Genomic DNA, 19,237 nt, shown 5'->3' with positions numbered 1-19,237 from the left:
ATGAATGCTTTGGAAAAGGATATTTTAAGCGCTTTTACTGGCATATTGGATAGCTTAGTTGACGGCGAAAAATACGATTCGCTTCCTCCACGGGGGCCGATTGATTTGCCTTTTTCTTCGGTATCAGATGAGGAGTTGGAATCAATTGATCAAGATATTTATGGCGAAGATGAGGAAGATGATACAATGATTGATGCGAATCTAATAAAGGTTATAGAATCTCCAGAAATTAAGGAAGTGAAATTTCCTGGATCAAACGAGTTGGATGGTTTAAATATAATAGGAATTACCGGTGCTAATAATAGAATCTTAACAACGTCATTTCATTTAATTCTCGCACGATCATCGATTGTAAACTTTAAATATACCAAGGGTTTTGATAAACCATACTTCTATACAAAAAGTAGAGATGCGTCTGCAATCTTAGTATTAGACAACAATATCTTTGATAGTGCATACACTTTGCACACTTATAATGAATTAATTAATTCTTCAGATAGTCCAATTTATGATCATCTCTTAAAAAGTAAGGGTCAGGCTTTTATTTTCAAATACAATTACGAAAAATTTAAAAAGGCTCCAAGTTCTCAATCTCTAGGTTTAGCGGTTAAGTTCCAACATTCACTCGAACTTCTTTCAATTGATGATTTTGAGGTTGCAGATAAAAGTCCTTTGGTCTGTATAAAGGATGGGGCACTCTTTTCAAACAGTAGTAAAGTTTCAGATATCCAAAATGGGTTACAGAAATTATTGGGGTGGTCAAACAAAAAGAAAACTTTTATTGCATTGTCGTCAAAGATAACTGACTCTAGAGTGTTAATTAATACTTTAAATGCATATCCTCATCTTATAGAGAAATATTTCCCAAACCAGCATATTACAGGTAGAGTCATTAATTCCTTTGGTACAGATGTCTTGCTTCTAAAGAAAATACTGAAACCTGGATACCGTACTCCACTAATAGAGTACGTCGAAAAGACTAGGCAACAGATTATTGAAAAGGAAGGCTTTGAAGGATTGAAACCTCTTACCTGCTACTATCATAAAAGGGCTAAACCTTACAGTTTTGTAAGGATCGAAATCCCCAAATTTATGTGGCAGGAAAACAAACAGCAAGTTGAATTTGCAATATCAGCAGCAATCTGGCAGTTTGAGTTAGGAGGAGATAAACCATTAGTAATTGCTGCTGCATCTGAAAGATGTATATTAGATCATGACCGTACGTTAATCGAGCAACAAATGAAAGCCGCATTCGATAAGAAGAAGCTTGGGTTAGTCGAATTCTAAAATTCTTTAAAATGTCACAAAACAGCGAAACGAAATCACATATGCTGGAAGTTGCTAAACCATATCACGATATTAATACTCCGTTTTCTATTGATGAAAAAGGAGCTCTAGCTGAATATGTAATAAATGACCCAGAAAAGATGCCACAATTGGCTTTAGGGGCTTCGATATTGATCAGGGATAGAAAGACAGAAGGTATTGTCACTAATGATTATAAAGATTTTTGGTATGCAGGTAGGATTATAGGTTTGAAGGCTGTTTCACCCTTTAATCCAGAAAGGACAAGCATGCTTTATCAGGAGGATAACCTTATGGATCCTACTGTGCCACTTGAGGAAATCAATGGACCCCACACCCACCAGCCGATGGTAATACAGGTGGCTTTAACAAGAGAATTGTCTCCTATTGCTGGAAAACCTGGGGAGTTTGTAGATTCTGCTGTTCAAAGGCCACCTTCCGGTCATAGTAGGCTTTTTTTCCCAAAACTAAAGCATGAAGATGATGATCCATCTCCTACCTTAAAAGACATCTTAAGAGTAAAAGACAAGGGGCTTAATCTTGGCATGATTGGGTTTGGAAATAAACCGTATGGATGGAATGATAGAGAGTTTATTGAGTATAAATGGGATATTGACAGATTAGACAATAAGCACATCTTCATTGTGGGTGAAAGTGGATCAGGGAAGACTGTTTTTCTAAAAAATCTAGCATATGAGATACGGAAGCATGATAGTAAAAACAAAATAATTCTTACTGATGTACAAGGTGATATTTCGCAACTACTTTTTTGGGATTTTGTAGATCATATTCAGCCTTCAGGATGGCAACCTGAAATCGATGAAAAAGTTTATGAGCAAGCAAAACAGCTATTTGGCAAGTTCAGATTAATTGTACCAATGACTCGTGATCCGTATGCGGATTCGGAGGTAGCTTCTCTTATTAAATTGGCACAAAAAAGATCAGTAGATGTTCGTAGGATTAGTTTACGCTTTCAAGACTTAGATTCGCCAAGGGACGCTGAGTATCTTTTTAGAACTAGCTCAGAACAAGCGGCGTTGTTAATTGAGGATATCGCAGATGGATTGAAATCCAGCGGAGAGCCAGCTTCTTTATCTAGGTTGCAGACTGCGATTTCAAGATTGCTTGCAAGAAATACAACTCCTCAAATTACGATCCCTACGAATGGCATTTCCTATTATCGGAGCACATTTGAAGCAAGTAAAAGGGCGTTACGTAGTTTAGAAGAGTATTTCGATATGGATCCTACAGGTTTGCAGGAGGAAAAGAACCCACTGGATGATTTTGACTTTGACGGGACAACAATTCTTTATTTGGATCATTTAAATCAAGATGAACGATTAATGTGGGAAATGCAACTTGTAAGCTGGTTGTATAAAAAAAAGAAACATATGCAAGATACATATGTATTTTTCGACGAAGCTCATCAGATCATTCCAGCTACAAATTCAAGTGGATCAAATGGAAGCGCAGAAGTATTTAGCAGATTGAGATCGAATTTTGAGAAGCTGGCACGAGAAGGGCGGAAATTTAGGTTAAATCTTGTACTAAGTACTCAAAATCCTCAAGATTTGCATCCAATTGTGCCGGAACAATGCCCCACTAGAGTGGTAATGAAAATCAATCCGAAAAATGCGCAATATGCCTTTCTTGATAAAGAATTAGCTTATGTAGCCAATAGCTTCAGTCAGGGACAGTTTTGGATACAAAGTCCATTTAATGGAACTCCAGATTGGGTAAGAGTTCATAGTGTTGCTCCCCCCATTCCTCACTCCTCAATGGATATTTTTAGACAGAAGAGGTTGCAAATGGCTTTAAAAGAAAAATAGATTATTATGGCACTAGAAAGGCGAAAAGCAAACACTATTCCTTTATCATGGAGTCCTGAGGATGAGAGGCTGCTATTAAAATATTTGAAAAAAGAGTCTTTCGATGCGCAATTTCTAATGGAATTATTTCCTGGAAGAACACTTCCTGGAATTAGAAGTAAAGTTCGAAAATTAAGAATAAAACATGACCTTTTTGGCGAATCCTATCGGGATCAGAAAGAAGACTTCACAACACAAATAGCTCGAAAAGTAAAGCCTAAACATGTCTTTGATGCTTATGCAGGAGCTGGGCATCAGACTTTTAAATGGACAACTGTTGCTGACGTTGTTTATGCCTCTGATATAATGAAGTCAAAATTGAAGCAATTTGAGAAAACAGCAAGAGAAAATAAATTTGAAAAGGTAAATACGGGTGATTGTCTATGGAAATTGTTTACGAACGGGGATAAAAAAGTTTTCTTCTTTATGGGAGATGCTCTTGATGCTGCTGCTGACTTAAAAGTAAATAAACTTCGAATAGATTTAGTTGATTTAGATACATGTGGCTCAACCTTACCAATATTGCCTACGTTGCTAGTTCTGCTAAAACCTAGGCATATAGTTATAACCCATGGCGAATTCCATTCTATGCGTTTTAAAAGGGAGGATGTCTTGCGCAGGCTGTTTTTGCATAGAGATATCAGTAAAAACCCTTTTCCTATGGATGTTGAAACAATGAGTAATGAGTTGGATAAAGCAGTAAAGATTGCTGGCCTTCGAGCACACAATGAGACTACTGATTCATTTTGGTTAGATCTTAAAGAAGAAAAATGGTTAGGAGGAAAGTTTCATGGTATGCTTCGGAGATATTATAAAGTATCGAAGCCTTCGGCAACTGCCGATTGTATAAATGAGCTATCAAAAATCTAGCTCACATGAACCGATCAAATATTGAGTGGACGGAAGTTACATGGAACCCAACAACTGGATGCACTAAAATTTCTCCTGGATGCAAATACTGCTATGCTGAGCGTTGGGCAAAGATGCAACAAAAGCGAGGTATTGCACAATATAAAAATGGATTTCAACTGTCGTTAGCTCCAAATCGATTATTTGATCCAATGAGATGGAAAAGACCCTCGAAAGTTTTTGTTAACTCAATGAGTGATCTTTTTCATGAAGATATACAAGAGCCTTATATTAATCGCATTTTTCAGATTATGAATCAAACACCGATTCATCAGTTCCAGATATTGACCAAACGAATTGATAGGGTAGTAGGATTATCTAAAAGCTTGTGCTGGTCAGATAACATCTGGTTAGGAGTTTCTGTAGAAAGTGAAGATGAAGCTGGAAGAATTGACTTGTTAAAAAGGTCTTCTGCTCAGATTAAATTTGTATCCTTTGAGCCGCTATTAGGTGATATATCTTATAATAATTATTATGGACTATCTTGGATTGTGGTAGGAGGTGAATCTGGAGGAAGGGCAAGGAAGGTTGAAAAGGAATGGGTTTTGAAAATTAGGGATAATTGTAAGAGACAAAATATACCTTTTTTCTTTAAACAATGGGGAAAACGTATTTTTAATCCCGACTTAAGCGATCCTACACTTGTAAAGGCGCATCCCTTGTATGCAAAGGGTGGCTGTATGATTGATGGACAAGTATATAAAGAATTTCCAACTAAATGAAATGGCAATACCAATAAATATAGACGACCTTGTAAATGCTAAAACGGTGGAGTCGGTCAGAATTGAATATAAACGCGGGTGGAATCCTGAGGAGGTTATTCATACGATGTGTGCTTTTGCAAATGACATTAATGAATATGGGAGTGGTTATATAATAGTCGGGATTGAAGAAAAAGATGGCATTCCAATTCTCCCTCCTGTTGGAGTCCAGCTTAATCAAATTGACAAGATTCAAAAGGAGTTTATCGAACTTTGTTTTAAAATTCAGCCCAATATTTTTCCAATCATTGAGCCAATTGTCTACCAAGATAAGCATATAGTAATAATTTGGGTGAATACTGGCGAGGAACGACCATATGAAGCTCCGAATACACTTGGACCTAAAGGACAACTGAAACAGTACGTTAGACCTTCTTCGGTTACTATTCCGGCAACTCGACGGTTAAAAGAACGACTAAATGAATTAGCGTCATATAAATATTTTGATGATCGGATAAATACCAAAGCGAGTATTAATGATTTGGACTTGGGGCTAATTCAAGCATATCTGCAGGAAATTAAAAGCACTTTATACGACGAGATTTCTGGACTTACTTTGACCGAAATAGCTATAAAAATGCAAATTGCAAGGGGGACGCCGGAAAACATTAAGCCTTTAAATGTGGGTCTTTTGATGTTTTGTAAGCATCCAGAGAAATTTTTCGAAGGCTGTGTTACAAATTTAGTTGAATTTGAGGACGAAGCCGGAACTAGATATTCTGAAAAGAAATTCCAAGGTCCTGTTCATATTCAAATAAGACAAATAATGGATTATTTGGATAGTAATGTAATTAAGGCATTTGTTCGGAAGAGTGAATCGCAAGTAGAATCAAGGAGATATTTTAATTATCCCTATCAAGCTTTGGAGGAAGCAATTGTAAACGCATTATATCATAGAAGTTATACAAATCCGACTCCAAATGAAATTAGGGTATATAAGGCAGGTAATGATCGTAGAATTGAAATACTTAGTTATCCAGGTCCATTGCCTCCTATTGATGAAGTGGCTTTAGCGCAACTAAGAATTACTGCTAGAAATTACAGGAATTTAAAACTTGGTGATTGGCTTAAAAATATTAGGCTGGCAGAAAAATATGCAACCGGCATTCCTACAATAGTGAGTTCTTTGAGCAACAATGGTTCTCCTAAACCGATTTTATCGACCGATCCTGAAAGGTCTCTTTTTATGGTAGTAATTCGTATTCATCCAGATGTGCCGTTTGAAATCAATGTTGATAGCGAAAATTTCGAGGTTTACACTCTAACAGATAAACAACAACAAATTTTGGAGAAATTGATGATGGAACCTGCAATGGACGAAGAAATTCCAAAATTATTTCAGTGGAGTATTTCTGACGAAATTAGCTTTTTACTTAAAAACGGGTTAATTGCAATGAAGGGCAATATATACTTTATTACACCCAAAGGAAGAAATGCATTAAAAAGCTCTTTTTAATATTGTGTTGTTTTAACTCGTAAGAATTTAAATCATTAGACATATTTTGTATTTTAATGTCAAGCCACATAAACCCAGGTAAGGTTTGGTGCTTTTGTTCTTTAAAATCGACCTGCAAGTCGACCTCGAAAATTAAAATGCTGATTTTTAGCAAGATACAAACCGGTGGGTTATCCCGTCCGGTCCGCATCTAAGGTTCATCAGCAATGATGGACCTTTTTTGTTTTTATAACACTTCTGGAAGTAAGAACGACCAACCTAATCAATTGATCGTTCTTTGTATTCTACCATAATGTAATAGTATGTTATTCCCCAATTTTAAACAACAGGTTTGCAACCTCATGCGGTTGGGACAGAAATGGTGAGTGGCTTGTATTAACAGCATATACTTTGGAGATACCTGCCCCCGCTATCATCCGGTCCTGTAACGCAGGTGATATCACAATATCCTGGAGCGTTTTAATGTAAACTTTTTCTACTGCACCAAAATGATCATTGGTTAAGGTAACCTTGTTGGTAAAGGGAATTGCCGGTTCAGGGCTATAGTTGGCAAGAACTTTTTCTTTATCTGCCTGTGTACCGTCATTTATAAACAGCCAGGTGAGGCTGTCACGCTTTACATCCAGTGTCAATTGATCGGCAGATGGTACCAGCAGTGGGCCCAATTTTGAATCCGGGTCTGAAAAGGCAAGATCAGTAAGGGCCTGCCCTGATGATGGAAGGAAAGCTCCGATGTACACCAGCTTACTGATCTTTGAAGGAATTTTCTCTGCCACACTTGTTACAACCATGCCACCCAGGCTATGTCCAACAAGGATAATCTTGCCATTTACCCTGGAAATGGATTCGATAACCTTATTGCTGTAAACATCCAGGCTAAGCTTATACGCGGGAGTAGTGTCGGCACCGTGACCGGGAAGTTCTACCACAATTACCTGATTGCCACCTTTAAGCAAGTCGGTACGTACTGCATCCCATACATAAGGGGCCTGCCATGCGCCATGTACCAGTACATAGGTTTGTGAGTTAGGATTAGCGCTCATATCATTTTTAATGTTTGATGCAAGTAAGGAAATTATTAGTGCTGCTGTCATTAGCGATGAAATTGTCTTTTTCATTTCCTTTAATTTTTATAGTTGAAGCCTCCTTTGTGGCTGATTATTTTTTGATCAGCCAACTTTCCACTGCCCTTGAAAAATCAGCCACATCAATAGGATGCCTGCTGGTGATCAGGTTTCCATCTGTTACCACAGGTTGTTCCAATACCGTTCCTCCCGCATTTTTCAGATCCACCTGTATGTTCCAATAACCTGTCAGCTTTCTTCCTTTCAATATATCAGCAGAAGCCAGCACAACCGGGGCGTGACAGATGGCCGCAATCAGTTTTCCCGACTTGTTGAAATCCTGTATAAACTTTATCACGTCCTTGTCATAGCGCAGGTTATCCGGGTTCCATGCGCCGCCGGGAATGAACACGGCATCGTAATCACTTACCTTGATCTGGTCTGCCGTGCGGTCGAATTTTATCCAGCCTACAGGCTGCAGGTATTGTATGGCCATGATATGCGTTTTTGCCATTTCAGGATACATAAGACCATACCTTTCCGGGGCGGGATTATATTTTGGCGCCACGATATCTACTTTAGCTCCCAGTTGCTTGAAATACCATACGGGACCTAATAATTCAATTTCCTCAAAGCCATCAGCAGCAATCACCGCAATCTTTTTTCCTTTCAATACAGTTGAATCCTTTACAGGAGTAAAAAAGAATGCCCGTAAGTCTTCGTTTCCCGGAGCATTCAATAATTGCGATACTGGCATGTTGACAACTACAGAAGGGGATGCCAATTGGTTCAATACAGATAATTCATGGTCATTGATCTGTGCGGCTTTTACTTTTACCTGGGCATCAGCATTAAATGCAGTAAGTGCACCTATTCCTGCCAACATGATTTGTTTGATCGGTTTCATTTTTAAGTTTTTATTGTTATAAGTAATGTTGTTTATTAATCTATGAACCTGTCATTACCGCTTTTTAGGCGCAAACGCTATAAGCCTGTGAAGGCCTGTTTGGAAAGGTTGTTTTTTGATGCTGGTATTCAAATAATCGATCACAGGCTGTATAGGAGGAAAGCTCAGGTGATATTGGAAGGCGTCTTCACTCCGGAATTTTTCATAGGTAACAAACTGAGTGCTGTCTTCTTCCAATTGTGAAAGCTGGTAATTGATAACACCTGGCTCACCCCGGAATTGCGGCATGGCCCTGTGGTACACATCTTTAAAAGCACCTTCAGTTCCTGCCTTGCTATCCACAAACAACATGATAGTGATCGGCTTATCTTCCTCCTCCGGCTCTCTTCTCCATTCTTTTTTTGAGATCGGCTCCAGGTCTTTTACGTAGATTGTTTTTGCAGGTTGTACCAGCTTCTTTTCAGCTAATAACTTTATCAATTTGAATTTTGCGCCGTTCCTCCTGGTCTCCAGTCCGCTTTTGCTATCCCATCTTTCTATGACCCATAATATGGAAGGGTTTTCCTGTTCATAATAGGCTTCTGCCATGATGTTTCTTTTATCGGCAATAGCCTGTCTCACATACTTACGAAGGAGCTTGCGAAACTTCTTTTTATACCCTTTTTTTACCTCGTACCGTGTCAATACAGTCACTTCTTCGCCATTGTATGCCAGGTGTTTGGCATTGGATAATTTTTCCATTGCGTATGTGTTGCTTACCAGGAGGCACATTGTTATCAATACAAGCGCCTTGCTGGATAGTGATAAAAAAACTTTTGCTGTCATGCTTTTGGTGTTAGTCTTAATCAATTACAGTGGATATGTCAGTCGAAAAGAAGGGGGCTACACAAAGGGAGGCGCAGGCATATCAAATCCGTTCAGGATCATGGCGATGAGGCTGTAGCCGCCTACCAGGAAGAAGAGCTCTGCCACACCATGCTGCCCAAGCAACTGTACTGCCTGCTTATAAGTGGAAGCCGGAACAACATGACCAGCAACCAATGCATAAGCGACATTATGCGCGATGGTTTCCTGCACATTTAAACCATAGGGATGACCACCCGCTGCAAGCGAAGCGATGATATCATCCGGCAAGCCAAATGCTGCTGCCATGATCTCATGTGCATACAGTTCGAAGCGGGCGCCAAAGGCAGCCCCTACAGTAAGTATGGCTACTTCACGCACCCGCTTGTCGAGGGTTGCGTGCATGTCAAGGGTTCGTAAAAAGCTCAGCGCTGGTATGCCGAACTGCGGGTAGTGCAGCATGGGCGGGAAAGGGCCCAGCAAGGCCCCCCGTGCATCGAGCATGTTTACCTGGCTTTGACTCCGGCCAATGAGACTGGCAATCTCGTCATGCACATAGCGGACCTCCGGGCTAAGGGAATCCGGAGGTAACGGTCTTATACGCATACTGTTAGTTTACTGGTTAGGTAATTTCATTGGTGAATTCGCCATCGATCAGGATGAAGATCATACGGCAGGGCTTGCCTGACCGGTTTGCCCAGGCATGATTGGTGCCGTTCTGAATAACAATATCACCAGCCTGAATGGTCGCCTCTCCGCGATCAAGGACCAATGTGATCTCGCCCTCCAGTACGATCCCGTAATCGACCGTTTTTGTCCGGTGCATCAATGGATGAGGAGCTGCTTCATCTGATGTAGACGCTTTCTCATCACCCATTGACCTGAATTTGGCAGCCGCATCTGTGGATGTAAGTTTTCTTATTTCTTCGCCTTCCGGTGGAAATTCGATCGCCCGGATACGCGTACCGCTTTTGGGTGGCGGCAATACCAATCCTTTCTCATCCGGCTCATAGGGCCGGGCCTGAATTAAAGCAGGTGTTTCTAACGTATGCCATACTTCAAAGAAGGTAGGCCCTCCAGGGCCGCCCACCAGTTGTGTATGTACAGGAGGTGCATCAGAAATAATGATGGCCTTCCCGTTTGCATCATGACCTGTTACGATACGTCTGAATGTTTTTTGTTGCTTATCCATGATGCTGTTCTTTAATTGTTCTTTGATTTTTTAAAAACAAATACACCCAGGTAGTGGAAGAGTACGCCGATTGCCCATGCCGGGGTGGACCACAACGGCCAGGGATAGGTCCGATCGGTCAGGTACCATACAAGCCAGATTGCAGGGGTGGCAAGGAGGAAAACAATTAAGTGGATCCTGAAACCCTTTTTAGGGTCGATAGGCGTAGGGGCGCCCCATTGAGTTGAATGTGTCATACAATTTGTTTTGCGTATTATGGCTACTTGCATGCCATTTGGCAGCAACAATCATATCAGGAAAGCGTAAATTCTTAATAAACTGGAAGGCAATTTTTTAGGGAACTATCTATAAGGTGAGCCCGAAAGAAATACTGGCAGGCTACTCCGAAACATTGGAGTTCCGGCTCCGAAACTCCAATGTTTCGGAGTAGCATTTCCCGTTCCGCCGCCCGGAAAGCGTTAACTTTCAATTCAGTTTTGCTTTGCAAAAGATTCTGTTACAATATGCAAAAAGAAAAAAATATGTCCAGGGTGGTTCTTATGTGCATGCTGTCCGGTGTATTGATATCTTTTGACGGGCAATCTCAAAGCGCCGTTAAACAAGTCGTTTCGGGATATTCCTACTATCACCCGTCTAAGGACAAAGAATCATGGCAAAGGCTGAACTTGTTGCTTAGCTCCACTTATATCGTTGTTGCCAAGGAAGGACTGGTTGATCATGACACCTGTTTGTATACAGCCAGCCGGTCGCTGGGGTTGAGCCGGTTTCCGGTGCTGGCAGAAGGATTTGGTGACGGGGCATTGTTTGCGCAATCGCAATGGATAGACCGGCGGGAGGCAGGTGTTGGCATGCAGCAGCTTGCCAAAGCAACAGGCCGTAAGCGGCTGGAACTGCTGTTGCTGCTGGGTTCTTACTATGCTTTTCAACCCGGTAATTATTCCAGGTATAGAGACAGTGTTGACTATTTTCTAAGTACGGCCATTGCAGAAAGCAGGTCTTTGAAAGAAGAAAGACTGGGCAGGATAGGGCTTTGCCTGCTTGGAAAAATGTATGTACAGGTCAATCACCCCAAAGGTGATTCTATTTACAATCTCCTGATCGATCAATGCCGGAAAGCCGGCGATAAAGCAACAGAAGCAAGGGCATTTGCCTACCGGGGCATGTACACGGCTCCTATGCAGGCCACCTTTCAAGGTAAAGTGACGGACTTACAGACAGCGTCGGGCCTGTACCATAGCCTGGGCAACACGGAGGGGGAGATCAATGCGTTGACTGACCTGGGTTATATGCTCGTGGTCTCCGGGCAATTGGAAGCTGCCAACAGGATATTCTTACAAGCGATCAGGCTGGAAGAATCTATTCATTATCCCTACATCCATTATAATTCGGACGCTATTGCGATGGTTACATCTTTTCAGGGGCAGTTTGGGGAACCATTGCGCTATGCATTGCAAACGATCAAAGTTGCCGAGAGCAGCCGTGACAGTATCGGATGGGCTCATTTTTATAGTCGCTTATCGGGTTTGTATGCTTTAGAGGGCAGGGAAGACAAGGAGCGATATGATCTTACGCAAAAAGCATTGGACCGGTTTGTGATCGACCGTGACCCGGCGGGATATGGCGTGTTGAACGACATTGTTTCCTACATGTGTGGGCAAGGCCGTTCACAGGAAGCGCTCGACCTGGCGATGGCTATATCAAGAAAGGTAAACGCCCCGTCGAATTTGGCAGATCAATTCCGTTATTTCAACGTGCTTGCTACCTGTTATACATCCCTTGGGAAGCTGGACCTGGCGGAGCTATACATCAAAAAGATGGATTCACTGGAGACGTTGGCCGAAGGCATCAGAGGACCATTTTTGAGGGGCACGGTCAATGATCAGTTTGCCCATTTATACCTGAAGCAGGGGCAATACGGAAAGGCAAAAGCATATTTTGAAAAACTGATCGCAACACCTTTGATGATCAACCAGGAGCTATCGTCCAACCTTTATGCGTATCATTGGCTGATCCATATCGATTCAATTATGAACGATCATGTGTCCATGACAGCCCATTACAGGAAATACAAAGCGTTGCTGGATTCCAATTTCAAGGTGACAAAAATACGACAGGCGGAAGAGCTGCAGGTGATGTACGAGACACAGGAAAAAGAAGATCAGATCGCCTTATTACATGAACAGGCAACACTGGAAAAGGCCAATTTGGAACAGGCAAGACTGGTAAAAAATTTAACGCTCGCAGGTATTGCCGCCGTATTGATCATTGCGGGGTTATTATACCGGCAAAGCCATTTGAGACGAAAGAATAATAAAGTGGTGACTCAAAAAAACGTACAACTGGAACAGCTACTTACGGACAAGGAATGGTTATTAAAAGAAATACACCATCGTGTAAAGAACAATCTTCAAATGGTAATGAGCCTGCTCAATTCGCAAGCCGTGTATATCAATAATGATGCTGCGTTCACTGCTATCCAGGACAGTAAGCGCCGGGTATATGCCATGTCGCTGATCCATCAAAAGCTTTATCAGTCTGAAAATATTGCTTCCATTGCCATGGCTGAATATATCAATGAATTGGTAAACCATGCTCAGGACAGCCTTGGCACGAGGAACCGGATCGTTTTTGAACAGGCTATTGAACGGTTAGATCTTGATGTATCGCAGGCAGTGCCGTTGGGATTGATCATTAATGAGTGCATCGTGAATGCCATTAAGTATGCATTTCCCCATGAACGGAAGGGAATGGTGCGTATCAGTCTGCAACATGACGGAACTGATCAGTTATTACTGAATATATCAGACAATGGCATTGGTTTGCCAGTGGATGTTGATCTAATAGAACATAGCTCGCTGGGGCTTGAATTGGTGCAGGGACTTGCCAGGCAATTGAAAGGCCGGTTCAATATGGTAAATAATAATGGCCTGCATATTACGATCAGGTTTGCCCTTATCAGCAAACAAATAACGGACGAAACTTTGGCTAATTTTTAAACAACAGATCTTATGAGTAAAAAAATACTTATTGTAGAAGATGAATTTGTTGTAGCCAATGATCTGCGGTTAATATTAAGGCAGGCTGGTTACAGGGTAACTGGCATTGCCACTTCCGTGGAAGAGGCCGATGAACTGCTGATGAAGCATAAACCTGACCTTGTGATCCTGGATATCCGGTTGGAGGGAGATCAGTCGGGCATTGATCTTGCCAGGAAGCTAAGGGCCGACAATATCGCTTTTGTTTATTTATCCGCTTATGCAACCCAACCAATACTGGAAGAAGCAAAGACAACTGATCCTTATGGATTTCTTGTGAAGCCATTCAGGGAACAGGATCTGCTGATCACGCTGGATATCGCATGGTATCGTCACACCAATAGCCTTGAATCAAAATTGCGGCAGGAAGAATATTTACAAAAACAGTTAGCAGCAATAAGCAATGAAACTTCAGATGCTCCCCGGAAATTGTTGAAGGTAGCCAGGGCGATACAGTCTTTTATACCATTTGATCTTATTACATCGGGAATCAGGCCACTGGATGCTGAGCAGTTGGGTGATGCGGGATATCTGCGTATCGGGTTTGATGAATACCAGTTTGTCGGTGAAAAGGAATTAATGACCATTACAGGTTTACATAAAAACGAGCTTTCTGTAATCATTGGAAACAGTCATACAGATAGCAAAGCAGGGGTTTATGGCAATGAGCCTGCAACAAAAAAAACTACTAAGACTTCGCTGCAAAGGATCATGTTGGATCATTTCCAACTGAAGTCATACCTTGTATTTCCGGTTACTTTGGGCTACGGACTATCCGTTCACTATTTCTTCTACAGCCGGCAAGCCCGTATTTACACCAAAGACCATATTGGCCTATTGGGACGTTTGAAAACCTGCCTGGAAGAGCTGGCCGAAAAAACAATTTATTATGGTACGGAATCAGCCGTGGCAATAAGCCGGCCTGTTTCTACCAATAAGATACCCGATGAAGTAATGAGCCATGCCGGATTCAAAAGCATTATCGGAAGTCATCATCTGTTATTGGCTGCATTGGATCTTGCGGCACAGGTAGCACCCTATAGTACTTCTGTTTTATTACTGGGTGAGAGTGGTACCGGAAAAGAGCGCGTAGCGCAATCCATACATTCACTTTCGCCCAGGAGGAAGGGGCCATTCATAAAGGTGAATTGTGCTGCTATTCCAGCCACATTGATTGAGTCTGAGTTGTTCGGTCATGAAAAAGGCGCTTTTACAGGCGCTATTGAAAAAAGAAAAGGCAAGTTCGAATTAGCTGATGGCGGAACTATCTTTTTAGATGAGATCGGAGAATTGCCACTTGCCCTGCAGGTGAAATTATTACGTGTTTTGCAGGAAAGGGAAATTGAATATGTAGGGGGAAGTTCACCGGTAAAAGTTAATGTCCGCATTGTGACAGCAACCTACCGGAACCTTGAAAAAGAAGTAGCAGATGGGAATTTCAGGCTTGATCTGTATTATCGTTTAAACGTTTTTCCTATCACCCTGCCACCCTTGCGGGAACGGAAAACGGATATCGAAGCACTATCTCTATTCTTTGCAAATAAGTTTTGCAGGGCTTTCAATAAGCCATTCCATGGTATCGCTGCATCCATGATGGAAGAACTGTATGCATACCATTGGCCGGGGAATATTCGCGAACTCGAAAACGTCCTGGAACAATCCGTTGTACTCAATGATGGCAAGTCAGCATTGCAATTAGCACGGAAGCTTTCCCTAACAACTTCCAAACTGGCCGTTAACACGAGTGTCAATACCCTTGAAGAGATGAAGGATATTCATCGGGAAACTGAAAAGGAATATATTACTTCCATTCTCAGAAAAACAAAAGGCCGGATACGGGGGATCAATGGCGCTGCGGAATTACTGAATATTAAACCTACCACCCTGGAATCAAAAATGGCTAAGTTGAATATAAGGAAGCAGGATTTTACCAATGCAGGGGAAAAATCATAGCCCTGCCTCTCTGTTACTCCGCACCGCCACGGCGGGCCTTCCTTTAAAAAACATCAGTTATACAACTCCTGCTCTTCCCGGCTTAGCAGGGCTATCTCCCAGCCATGCAGCATTTCCAGTGTTGAATCGGTGTTGCTAATCAGTTGCTCTGTGTGCTATTGCAACTTACCAGTATTTATCAACGGCAATAATTTGTTGCGTAGATATTGAGCCCAGGTCGGAGCACAGGCTTCATAACATTCAAATGCTGGATTCAACCCTTCGTGGGTAAATACGAGTTCGGTTTTACCCCCTTTTTCTGAAATGTCAAAAATCACTTTGGTACCCGTCCACTCATGCTTCTCACCAACAAAACTCAGTTCACTTTCCGTTACCAGCCATACCACTTTTTTGTTGGGTATTACTTCTACCAGTTTTTGTTTGCTATAATGTACGCCATCTCCGGCACGAAAACTAAACTCATCACCAGGTTTATCCGTATTGCCTATGATTTCTTCAGAATAATATCCTGACCACCAACCACGAACGTTGGTAATAGCCTTAAACACTTCCTGAGGAGTTTTCTCCGTTGTTAGCGTGAGCGTAAAATCTGTTGTTGTCATTTTCTTGTAGTTTGTTTTGATAATACTTGTTTTTGAACACCGGTGACGAACAGACCATCGGCACCAGCATCCTGATAATGCGCGTATACACAAAACTAAAGTTCAGCGTCTCAGCAGATGGGGTATAAAATGGACTTTATAGCGGGTTGATTTGGACATAGTATTTGCAACAGCCAATAATTATTGGAAGCAAGGCGGGAGAAAAGAATTGTACGGGGAAACGACCAGAACTGCGTAGAACAATTCAAAAGAACATCAGTTATACAACTCCTGCTCTTCCCGGTTTTGAAGGGCTGTTTCCCAGCCATGCAGCATTTCCAGTATTGAATCAGTGTTATTAATCAGTTGCTCTGTGTGGTGGAGGATGGTATCGAGGTAGTGAGCTACATACGACTTAACCAGTACACGGCTATTATTTTCGGTGCCGGCTGATTCTTTTGTTAAAAGCAACTCAAAGTGTTGAAAATATTCCATGATCTGGTACTGGTAATCTTCCATAACGTTGTACACCTTGCTCACCCATTCACTATTTTCCGGCTGGCTGTTTACTGCGGTACTGCATACTGTGGTGGAGCAGGCAATCATTTGAAGACCATGCATCGTAAAAGCATCGATCAGGTCCAGGAAAGAATGAAGCAGGGTTATCAAATGATTATAATAATGGGCTGTATACGGTTCTGCCTTGGCCTGGGCAGCCAATTCCTGACTGGTCTCCTGTACAAATGCGTATAAGCGTTGCGTGGCGGGAATATCATGATTGGCCAGTTTGTCTTGCAGGCCCTGGATAATAGCTTCGTCGTGCAATTGGGGTGCCAGCCATTGACTGAAAGAACGGATGTCAGTTTCGTTGTGGCCAAACGTTTTAACAAGCAGGTGTTGGCAAGGTATTGCTGCTACATCGAAATGACAGGTAGATTCCTGCTGGAATTGCCTGGTAAAACCGCTGCTGAGAAGATAGCGACCCATAAAGTGATTTTTTAAAGTGAAGGATTTAAATCACTGCACAATAATACATCACCGGGGCAGGCAACTACAAGTAGGCGATAGAGTATTCCATTGTATTAATGATTAATCAGCCGGTGGCTAAGGGTATTTATGTAACCCACCCTGGGGCCATTGTTTTGTAGGTGCTGTCTTTACTCCAGCGGGGGCCCTTACTGGGCCGAAAATGGGCGCACAGCTCGGCTTCATCTCGTGTTTCCCTACTTCCTCGCCCACCGAAGCTTCAGCGAACGTGGGATGCCTCAATACATCATTGCCTTCTGGCTCCCCTTCCTCGCTGCCTTGATGCCTTGTTGCCTCGTTGCCTTTTTCTTCCACCCTCACCGCCTCCAGTATCCGCACCGCGCTGCCCTTCACCAACACCTCTTTCCCCTCCACCACCTTATAAAACTCCATACCCAACACTTGTACCATCACCTTTCCGGCGCCCGGTTCCAGCCGGTGTTCAAAACACATCCCTTCCGGCGTTTTCTTACGCAACGGCAACAGCTCACTCCGCTGCACATCCTGCCTGTAATGCCCATGAATAAAATCAATCATTGCCACCCACGATACAATACGGAAATGCGTAGCCGCCACGGGAAACCCTTTTCGCTTCCGGGCAATAAAACAAGGCACTTCCGCCCGGCAGACGCCCGTCTCTACATCCAGTTGATGCGTTAATCGAACAGGCAGCGCCTGCTCCAGCAATAATTGCTTATTAAAATCAAAACCACGCAGCAAACCGGTATCCCCTTTCGAAGCCCGGCGGATTCCCAGTTCACTCACACCATCCTGCCGGGCGGCCCTGCAAAACAAACCATTCATACGCCCGTTCAGGGAAGAACCCGTTTTCCCATTCAGCGCCGTGCCCAGCGCATGACGCAACAACGTCGCCTCTTGGATGGCCAGTTTAAACTCGGCCGCATTGCGCCGTGTACGTTTGAAATTTTCATGCGTCAGCACCTTCTCCCGGGTAGGACCAGGTTTCATACCTGCAATAATACCATCCTCCGTTTTGCGGAACGTCAGGTCAGCAATCGTTCCGCGGAGCTCAATTAAACTGGTCACTTTTGCCATAAGATTGGGTTTTATCCAAACTTACAACGCCGCATACCCCCTTTCCAAATGGGCATGTCCCATTCCGGTCCAAACCTGCACAAATGGCCGATTTGTCCGTTTTTTGCACTTTTTGCACGCCGTAAAAAAGATAATTCATCGGAAACCGTCAGCCGGGGCTCCGCCGCAGGTCCGGCAAGGATGCACAACAGATCAGCCTACCTGGTCGGAAGCCAGAGCCAAGCCAGTAGCAAGATAATAGCAAGACAGTAGCAAGAAAACAAGCCTCAAATGCAGGCGGGACGCGGAAATCGGCGCAGCGGCAGTTGAGCACCAACAGGTAAGAAGAAAGCAGAAAGATAATATAAGCCGCTGTTATTCATATAAATGGAAGTTACAAAAAACGCCGTAAAAAAACTAAAAACAGCCAGTCAATTTCGTGCCTCCCTCCAATTCTCCCATCTTCATGGGATTGCTCCATCCCATATTTTCCACAACCTTTACAGCCAAACACCCAACCCATGCGGATGATCAGGATGGCACTTTGCTGGCTGCTATTACTCTTGTGCCACCGCACTACACATGCCCAGGAATATGCGTTCGGCTTCAAAACCGGGGCCAATTATTCAAAAATAAGCAACCTGTCCACCATCATCCTCAGCGAACCTTACTTTATTAATTACAGCATCACAGAAACAGGCCGCTACGGCTGGCACCTGGGTATCTATTACGATTACAACCTGGTAGATAAACGGCTGGGGTTCCAGACAGAGATCCTGTATGCCAGGCAGGGCGGCAACGTAGAGTTCAGCAACTACGAGCGCGACTTCCATTACAAAATGGAGTTCGCCTACCAGTATGTGAACCTGGTAGGACTGGCCAAATGGTTTCCTTTTGAAAAAACAGTGGCGTTGGGCGCCGGACCATTCCTTGGTATTAACGTAGCTACAAGAAATTTAAAATATACCTCCTGGGGCGAAGGCAAAGAAGAAGCATTTGGTACCGACCTGCAACAACAGCAGCAACTGCGCAATGTGTTGCGGGGCAAAAATAATTTCGGGGTGGCAGTAGATGCGTCCTGGATGATCAAGGACGCGGTGAAGATCAACGGCCGCTTTTACTGGAGCGCCACCAGTGCGGTAGAAACACAGGCCAACTCTTATAATTTCATCGCCACGAAAAATAACAACTCCGTGTGGGAGCTTTCCGTGGGATTCAATATGTCCTCCTTCTTCGAGAGTAACTAAGCACCACCGCCACTGTTAATGACTGACATATCCGCTCTTGAAAACATTAGGTAGT

General features: G+C 42.8%; 17 protein-coding genes. 8 read left to right on the top strand and 9 right to left on the bottom strand.

All coding sequences use genetic code 11. The features are described 5' to 3' along the window. Genes HB364_RS21090 through HB364_RS21070 form a run of 5 tightly spaced genes read left to right on the top strand, consistent with a single transcriptional unit; the run spans position 1 to position 6,299 of the window. Entirely contained in the window at positions 1 to 1,287 is a 1,287-nt protein-coding gene (locus HB364_RS21090) for a DNA double-strand break repair nuclease NurA (protein WP_167290300.1), read from the top strand. Positions 1,288 to 1,298: 11 nt separating this feature from the next. Further along, positions 1,299 to 3,134 (top strand): ATP-binding protein, encoded by a 1,836-nt coding sequence (locus HB364_RS21085; RefSeq protein WP_167290299.1) that lies wholly within the window; start codon positions 1,299 to 1,301, stop codon positions 3,132 to 3,134. A gap of 6 nt (positions 3,135 to 3,140) precedes the next feature. Continuing rightward, entirely contained in the window at positions 3,141 to 4,043 is a 903-nt protein-coding gene (locus HB364_RS21080) for a class I SAM-dependent methyltransferase (protein WP_167290298.1), read from the top strand. A gap of 5 nt (positions 4,044 to 4,048) precedes the next feature. Beyond that, complete coding sequence (locus HB364_RS21075; RefSeq protein ID WP_167290297.1) at positions 4,049 to 4,804, top strand: DUF5131 family protein; 756 nt, start codon at positions 4,049 to 4,051, stop codon at positions 4,802 to 4,804. A gap of 1 nt (position 4,805) precedes the next feature. Next, positions 4,806 to 6,299, top strand: coding sequence for an RNA-binding domain-containing protein (locus tag HB364_RS21070; RefSeq protein ID WP_167290296.1), 1,494 nt, complete (start codon positions 4,806 to 4,808; stop codon positions 6,297 to 6,299). Positions 6,300 to 6,604: 305 nt separating this feature from the next. Here HB364_RS21070 and HB364_RS21065 read toward each other — a convergent pair whose 3' ends face one another. The 6 genes from HB364_RS21065 to HB364_RS21040 form a co-directional block, all read right to left on the bottom strand. Next, positions 6,605 to 7,342 carry an alpha/beta fold hydrolase gene (locus HB364_RS21065; RefSeq protein WP_208420033.1) on the bottom strand — a complete coding sequence of 246 codons (738 nt, stop codon included), beginning with the start codon at positions 7,340 to 7,342 and terminating at the stop codon, positions 6,605 to 6,607. Positions 7,343 to 7,457: 115 nt separating this feature from the next. After that, complete coding sequence (locus HB364_RS21060; RefSeq protein WP_167290294.1) at positions 7,458 to 8,270, bottom strand: DJ-1/PfpI/YhbO family deglycase/protease; 813 nt, start codon at positions 8,268 to 8,270, stop codon at positions 7,458 to 7,460. 54 nt (positions 8,271 to 8,324) lie between these two features. Further along, a complete protein-coding gene (locus HB364_RS21055) occupies positions 8,325 to 9,011 on the bottom strand; it encodes a putative quinol monooxygenase (protein WP_167290293.1) in 687 nt (228 codons plus the stop codon). Between the two features lie 141 nt (positions 9,012 to 9,152). Further along, positions 9,153 to 9,719, bottom strand: a complete 567-nt coding sequence (locus HB364_RS21050; RefSeq protein WP_167290292.1) for a carboxymuconolactone decarboxylase family protein — start codon at positions 9,717 to 9,719, stop codon at positions 9,153 to 9,155. Positions 9,720 to 9,735: 16 nt separating this feature from the next. Beyond that, a complete protein-coding gene (locus HB364_RS21045) occupies positions 9,736 to 10,305 on the bottom strand; it encodes a cupin domain-containing protein (RefSeq protein WP_167290291.1) in 570 nt (189 codons plus the stop codon). Positions 10,306 to 10,316: 11 nt separating this feature from the next. Beyond that, on the bottom strand, positions 10,317 to 10,541 hold the full coding sequence (locus HB364_RS21040; RefSeq protein ID WP_167290290.1) for a 2TM domain-containing protein: 225 nt from the start codon (positions 10,539 to 10,541) through the stop codon (positions 10,317 to 10,319). Positions 10,542 to 10,826: 285 nt separating this feature from the next. On the opposite strand from HB364_RS21040, the gene HB364_RS21035 reads away from it, so the two are divergent. Continuing rightward, positions 10,827 to 13,301 (top strand): histidine kinase dimerization/phosphoacceptor domain -containing protein, encoded by a 2,475-nt coding sequence (locus HB364_RS21035; RefSeq protein ID WP_167290289.1) that lies wholly within the window; start codon positions 10,827 to 10,829, stop codon positions 13,299 to 13,301. Positions 13,302 to 13,313: 12 nt separating this feature from the next. Continuing rightward, a complete protein-coding gene (locus HB364_RS21030; protein WP_167290288.1) occupies positions 13,314 to 15,293 on the top strand; it encodes a sigma 54-interacting transcriptional regulator in 1,980 nt (659 codons plus the stop codon). A gap of 155 nt (positions 15,294 to 15,448) precedes the next feature. Here the strand turns inward: HB364_RS21030 and HB364_RS21025 are convergent, their stop codons facing one another. The 3 genes from HB364_RS21025 to HB364_RS21015 all read right to left on the bottom strand — a co-directional run bounded on the left by HB364_RS21025 (position 15,449) and on the right by HB364_RS21015 (position 17,956). Beyond that, complete coding sequence (locus tag HB364_RS21025) at positions 15,449 to 15,895, bottom strand: SRPBCC family protein (RefSeq protein ID WP_167290287.1); 447 nt, start codon at positions 15,893 to 15,895, stop codon at positions 15,449 to 15,451. Between the two features lie 255 nt (positions 15,896 to 16,150). Continuing rightward, positions 16,151 to 16,861 carry a hypothetical protein gene (locus tag HB364_RS21020; RefSeq protein ID WP_167290286.1) on the bottom strand — a complete coding sequence of 237 codons (711 nt, stop codon included), beginning with the start codon at positions 16,859 to 16,861 and terminating at the stop codon, positions 16,151 to 16,153. 117 nt (positions 16,862 to 16,978) lie between these two features. Next, complete coding sequence (locus HB364_RS21015; RefSeq protein ID WP_167290285.1) at positions 16,979 to 17,956, bottom strand: hypothetical protein; 978 nt, start codon at positions 17,954 to 17,956, stop codon at positions 16,979 to 16,981. A gap of 500 nt (positions 17,957 to 18,456) precedes the next feature. Between HB364_RS21015 and HB364_RS21010 the strand changes: the two genes are divergently transcribed. Then, positions 18,457 to 19,182, top strand: coding sequence for an outer membrane beta-barrel protein (locus tag HB364_RS21010; protein WP_167290284.1), 726 nt, complete (start codon positions 18,457 to 18,459; stop codon positions 19,180 to 19,182). Positions 19,183 to 19,237 lie beyond the last annotated feature (55 nt).

The sequence above is a fragment of the Paraflavitalea devenefica genome (assembly GCF_011759375.1).
Classification (GTDB): Bacteria; Bacteroidota; Bacteroidia; order Chitinophagales; family Chitinophagaceae; genus Paraflavitalea; species Paraflavitalea devenefica.
This window is presented reverse-complemented; position numbering and strand designations above follow the sequence as displayed.

Coding starts and splice junctions, on each gene's coding strand:
- HB364_RS21090 (WP_167290300.1), top strand. CDS start 1: ATGAATGCTTTGGAAAAGGATATTTTAAGCGCTTTTACTGGCATATTG.
- HB364_RS21085 (WP_167290299.1), top strand. CDS start 1,299: ATGTCACAAAACAGCGAAACGAAATCACATATGCTGGAAGTTGCTAAA.
- HB364_RS21080 (WP_167290298.1), top strand. CDS start 3,141: ATGGCACTAGAAAGGCGAAAAGCAAACACTATTCCTTTATCATGGAGT.
- HB364_RS21075 (WP_167290297.1), top strand. CDS start 4,049: ATGAACCGATCAAATATTGAGTGGACGGAAGTTACATGGAACCCAACA.
- HB364_RS21070 (WP_167290296.1), top strand. CDS start 4,806: ATGGCAATACCAATAAATATAGACGACCTTGTAAATGCTAAAACGGTG.
- HB364_RS21065 (WP_208420033.1), bottom strand. CDS start 7,342: ATGAGCGCTAATCCTAACTCACAAACCTATGTACTGGTACATGGCGCA.
- HB364_RS21060 (WP_167290294.1), bottom strand. CDS start 8,270: ATGAAACCGATCAAACAAATCATGTTGGCAGGAATAGGTGCACTTACT.
- HB364_RS21055 (WP_167290293.1), bottom strand. CDS start 9,011: ATGGAAAAATTATCCAATGCCAAACACCTGGCATACAATGGCGAAGAA.
- HB364_RS21050 (WP_167290292.1), bottom strand. CDS start 9,719: ATGCGTATAAGACCGTTACCTCCGGATTCCCTTAGCCCGGAGGTCCGC.
- HB364_RS21045 (WP_167290291.1), bottom strand. CDS start 10,305: ATGGATAAGCAACAAAAAACATTCAGACGTATCGTAACAGGTCATGAT.
- HB364_RS21040 (WP_167290290.1), bottom strand. CDS start 10,541: ATGACACATTCAACTCAATGGGGCGCCCCTACGCCTATCGACCCTAAA.
- HB364_RS21035 (WP_167290289.1), top strand. CDS start 10,827: ATGTCCAGGGTGGTTCTTATGTGCATGCTGTCCGGTGTATTGATATCT.
- HB364_RS21030 (WP_167290288.1), top strand. CDS start 13,314: ATGAGTAAAAAAATACTTATTGTAGAAGATGAATTTGTTGTAGCCAAT.
- HB364_RS21025 (WP_167290287.1), bottom strand. CDS start 15,895: ATGACAACAACAGATTTTACGCTCACGCTAACAACGGAGAAAACTCCT.
- HB364_RS21020 (WP_167290286.1), bottom strand. CDS start 16,861: ATGGGTCGCTATCTTCTCAGCAGCGGTTTTACCAGGCAATTCCAGCAG.
- HB364_RS21015 (WP_167290285.1), bottom strand. CDS start 17,956: ATGGCAAAAGTGACCAGTTTAATTGAGCTCCGCGGAACGATTGCTGAC.
- HB364_RS21010 (WP_167290284.1), top strand. CDS start 18,457: ATGCGGATGATCAGGATGGCACTTTGCTGGCTGCTATTACTCTTGTGC.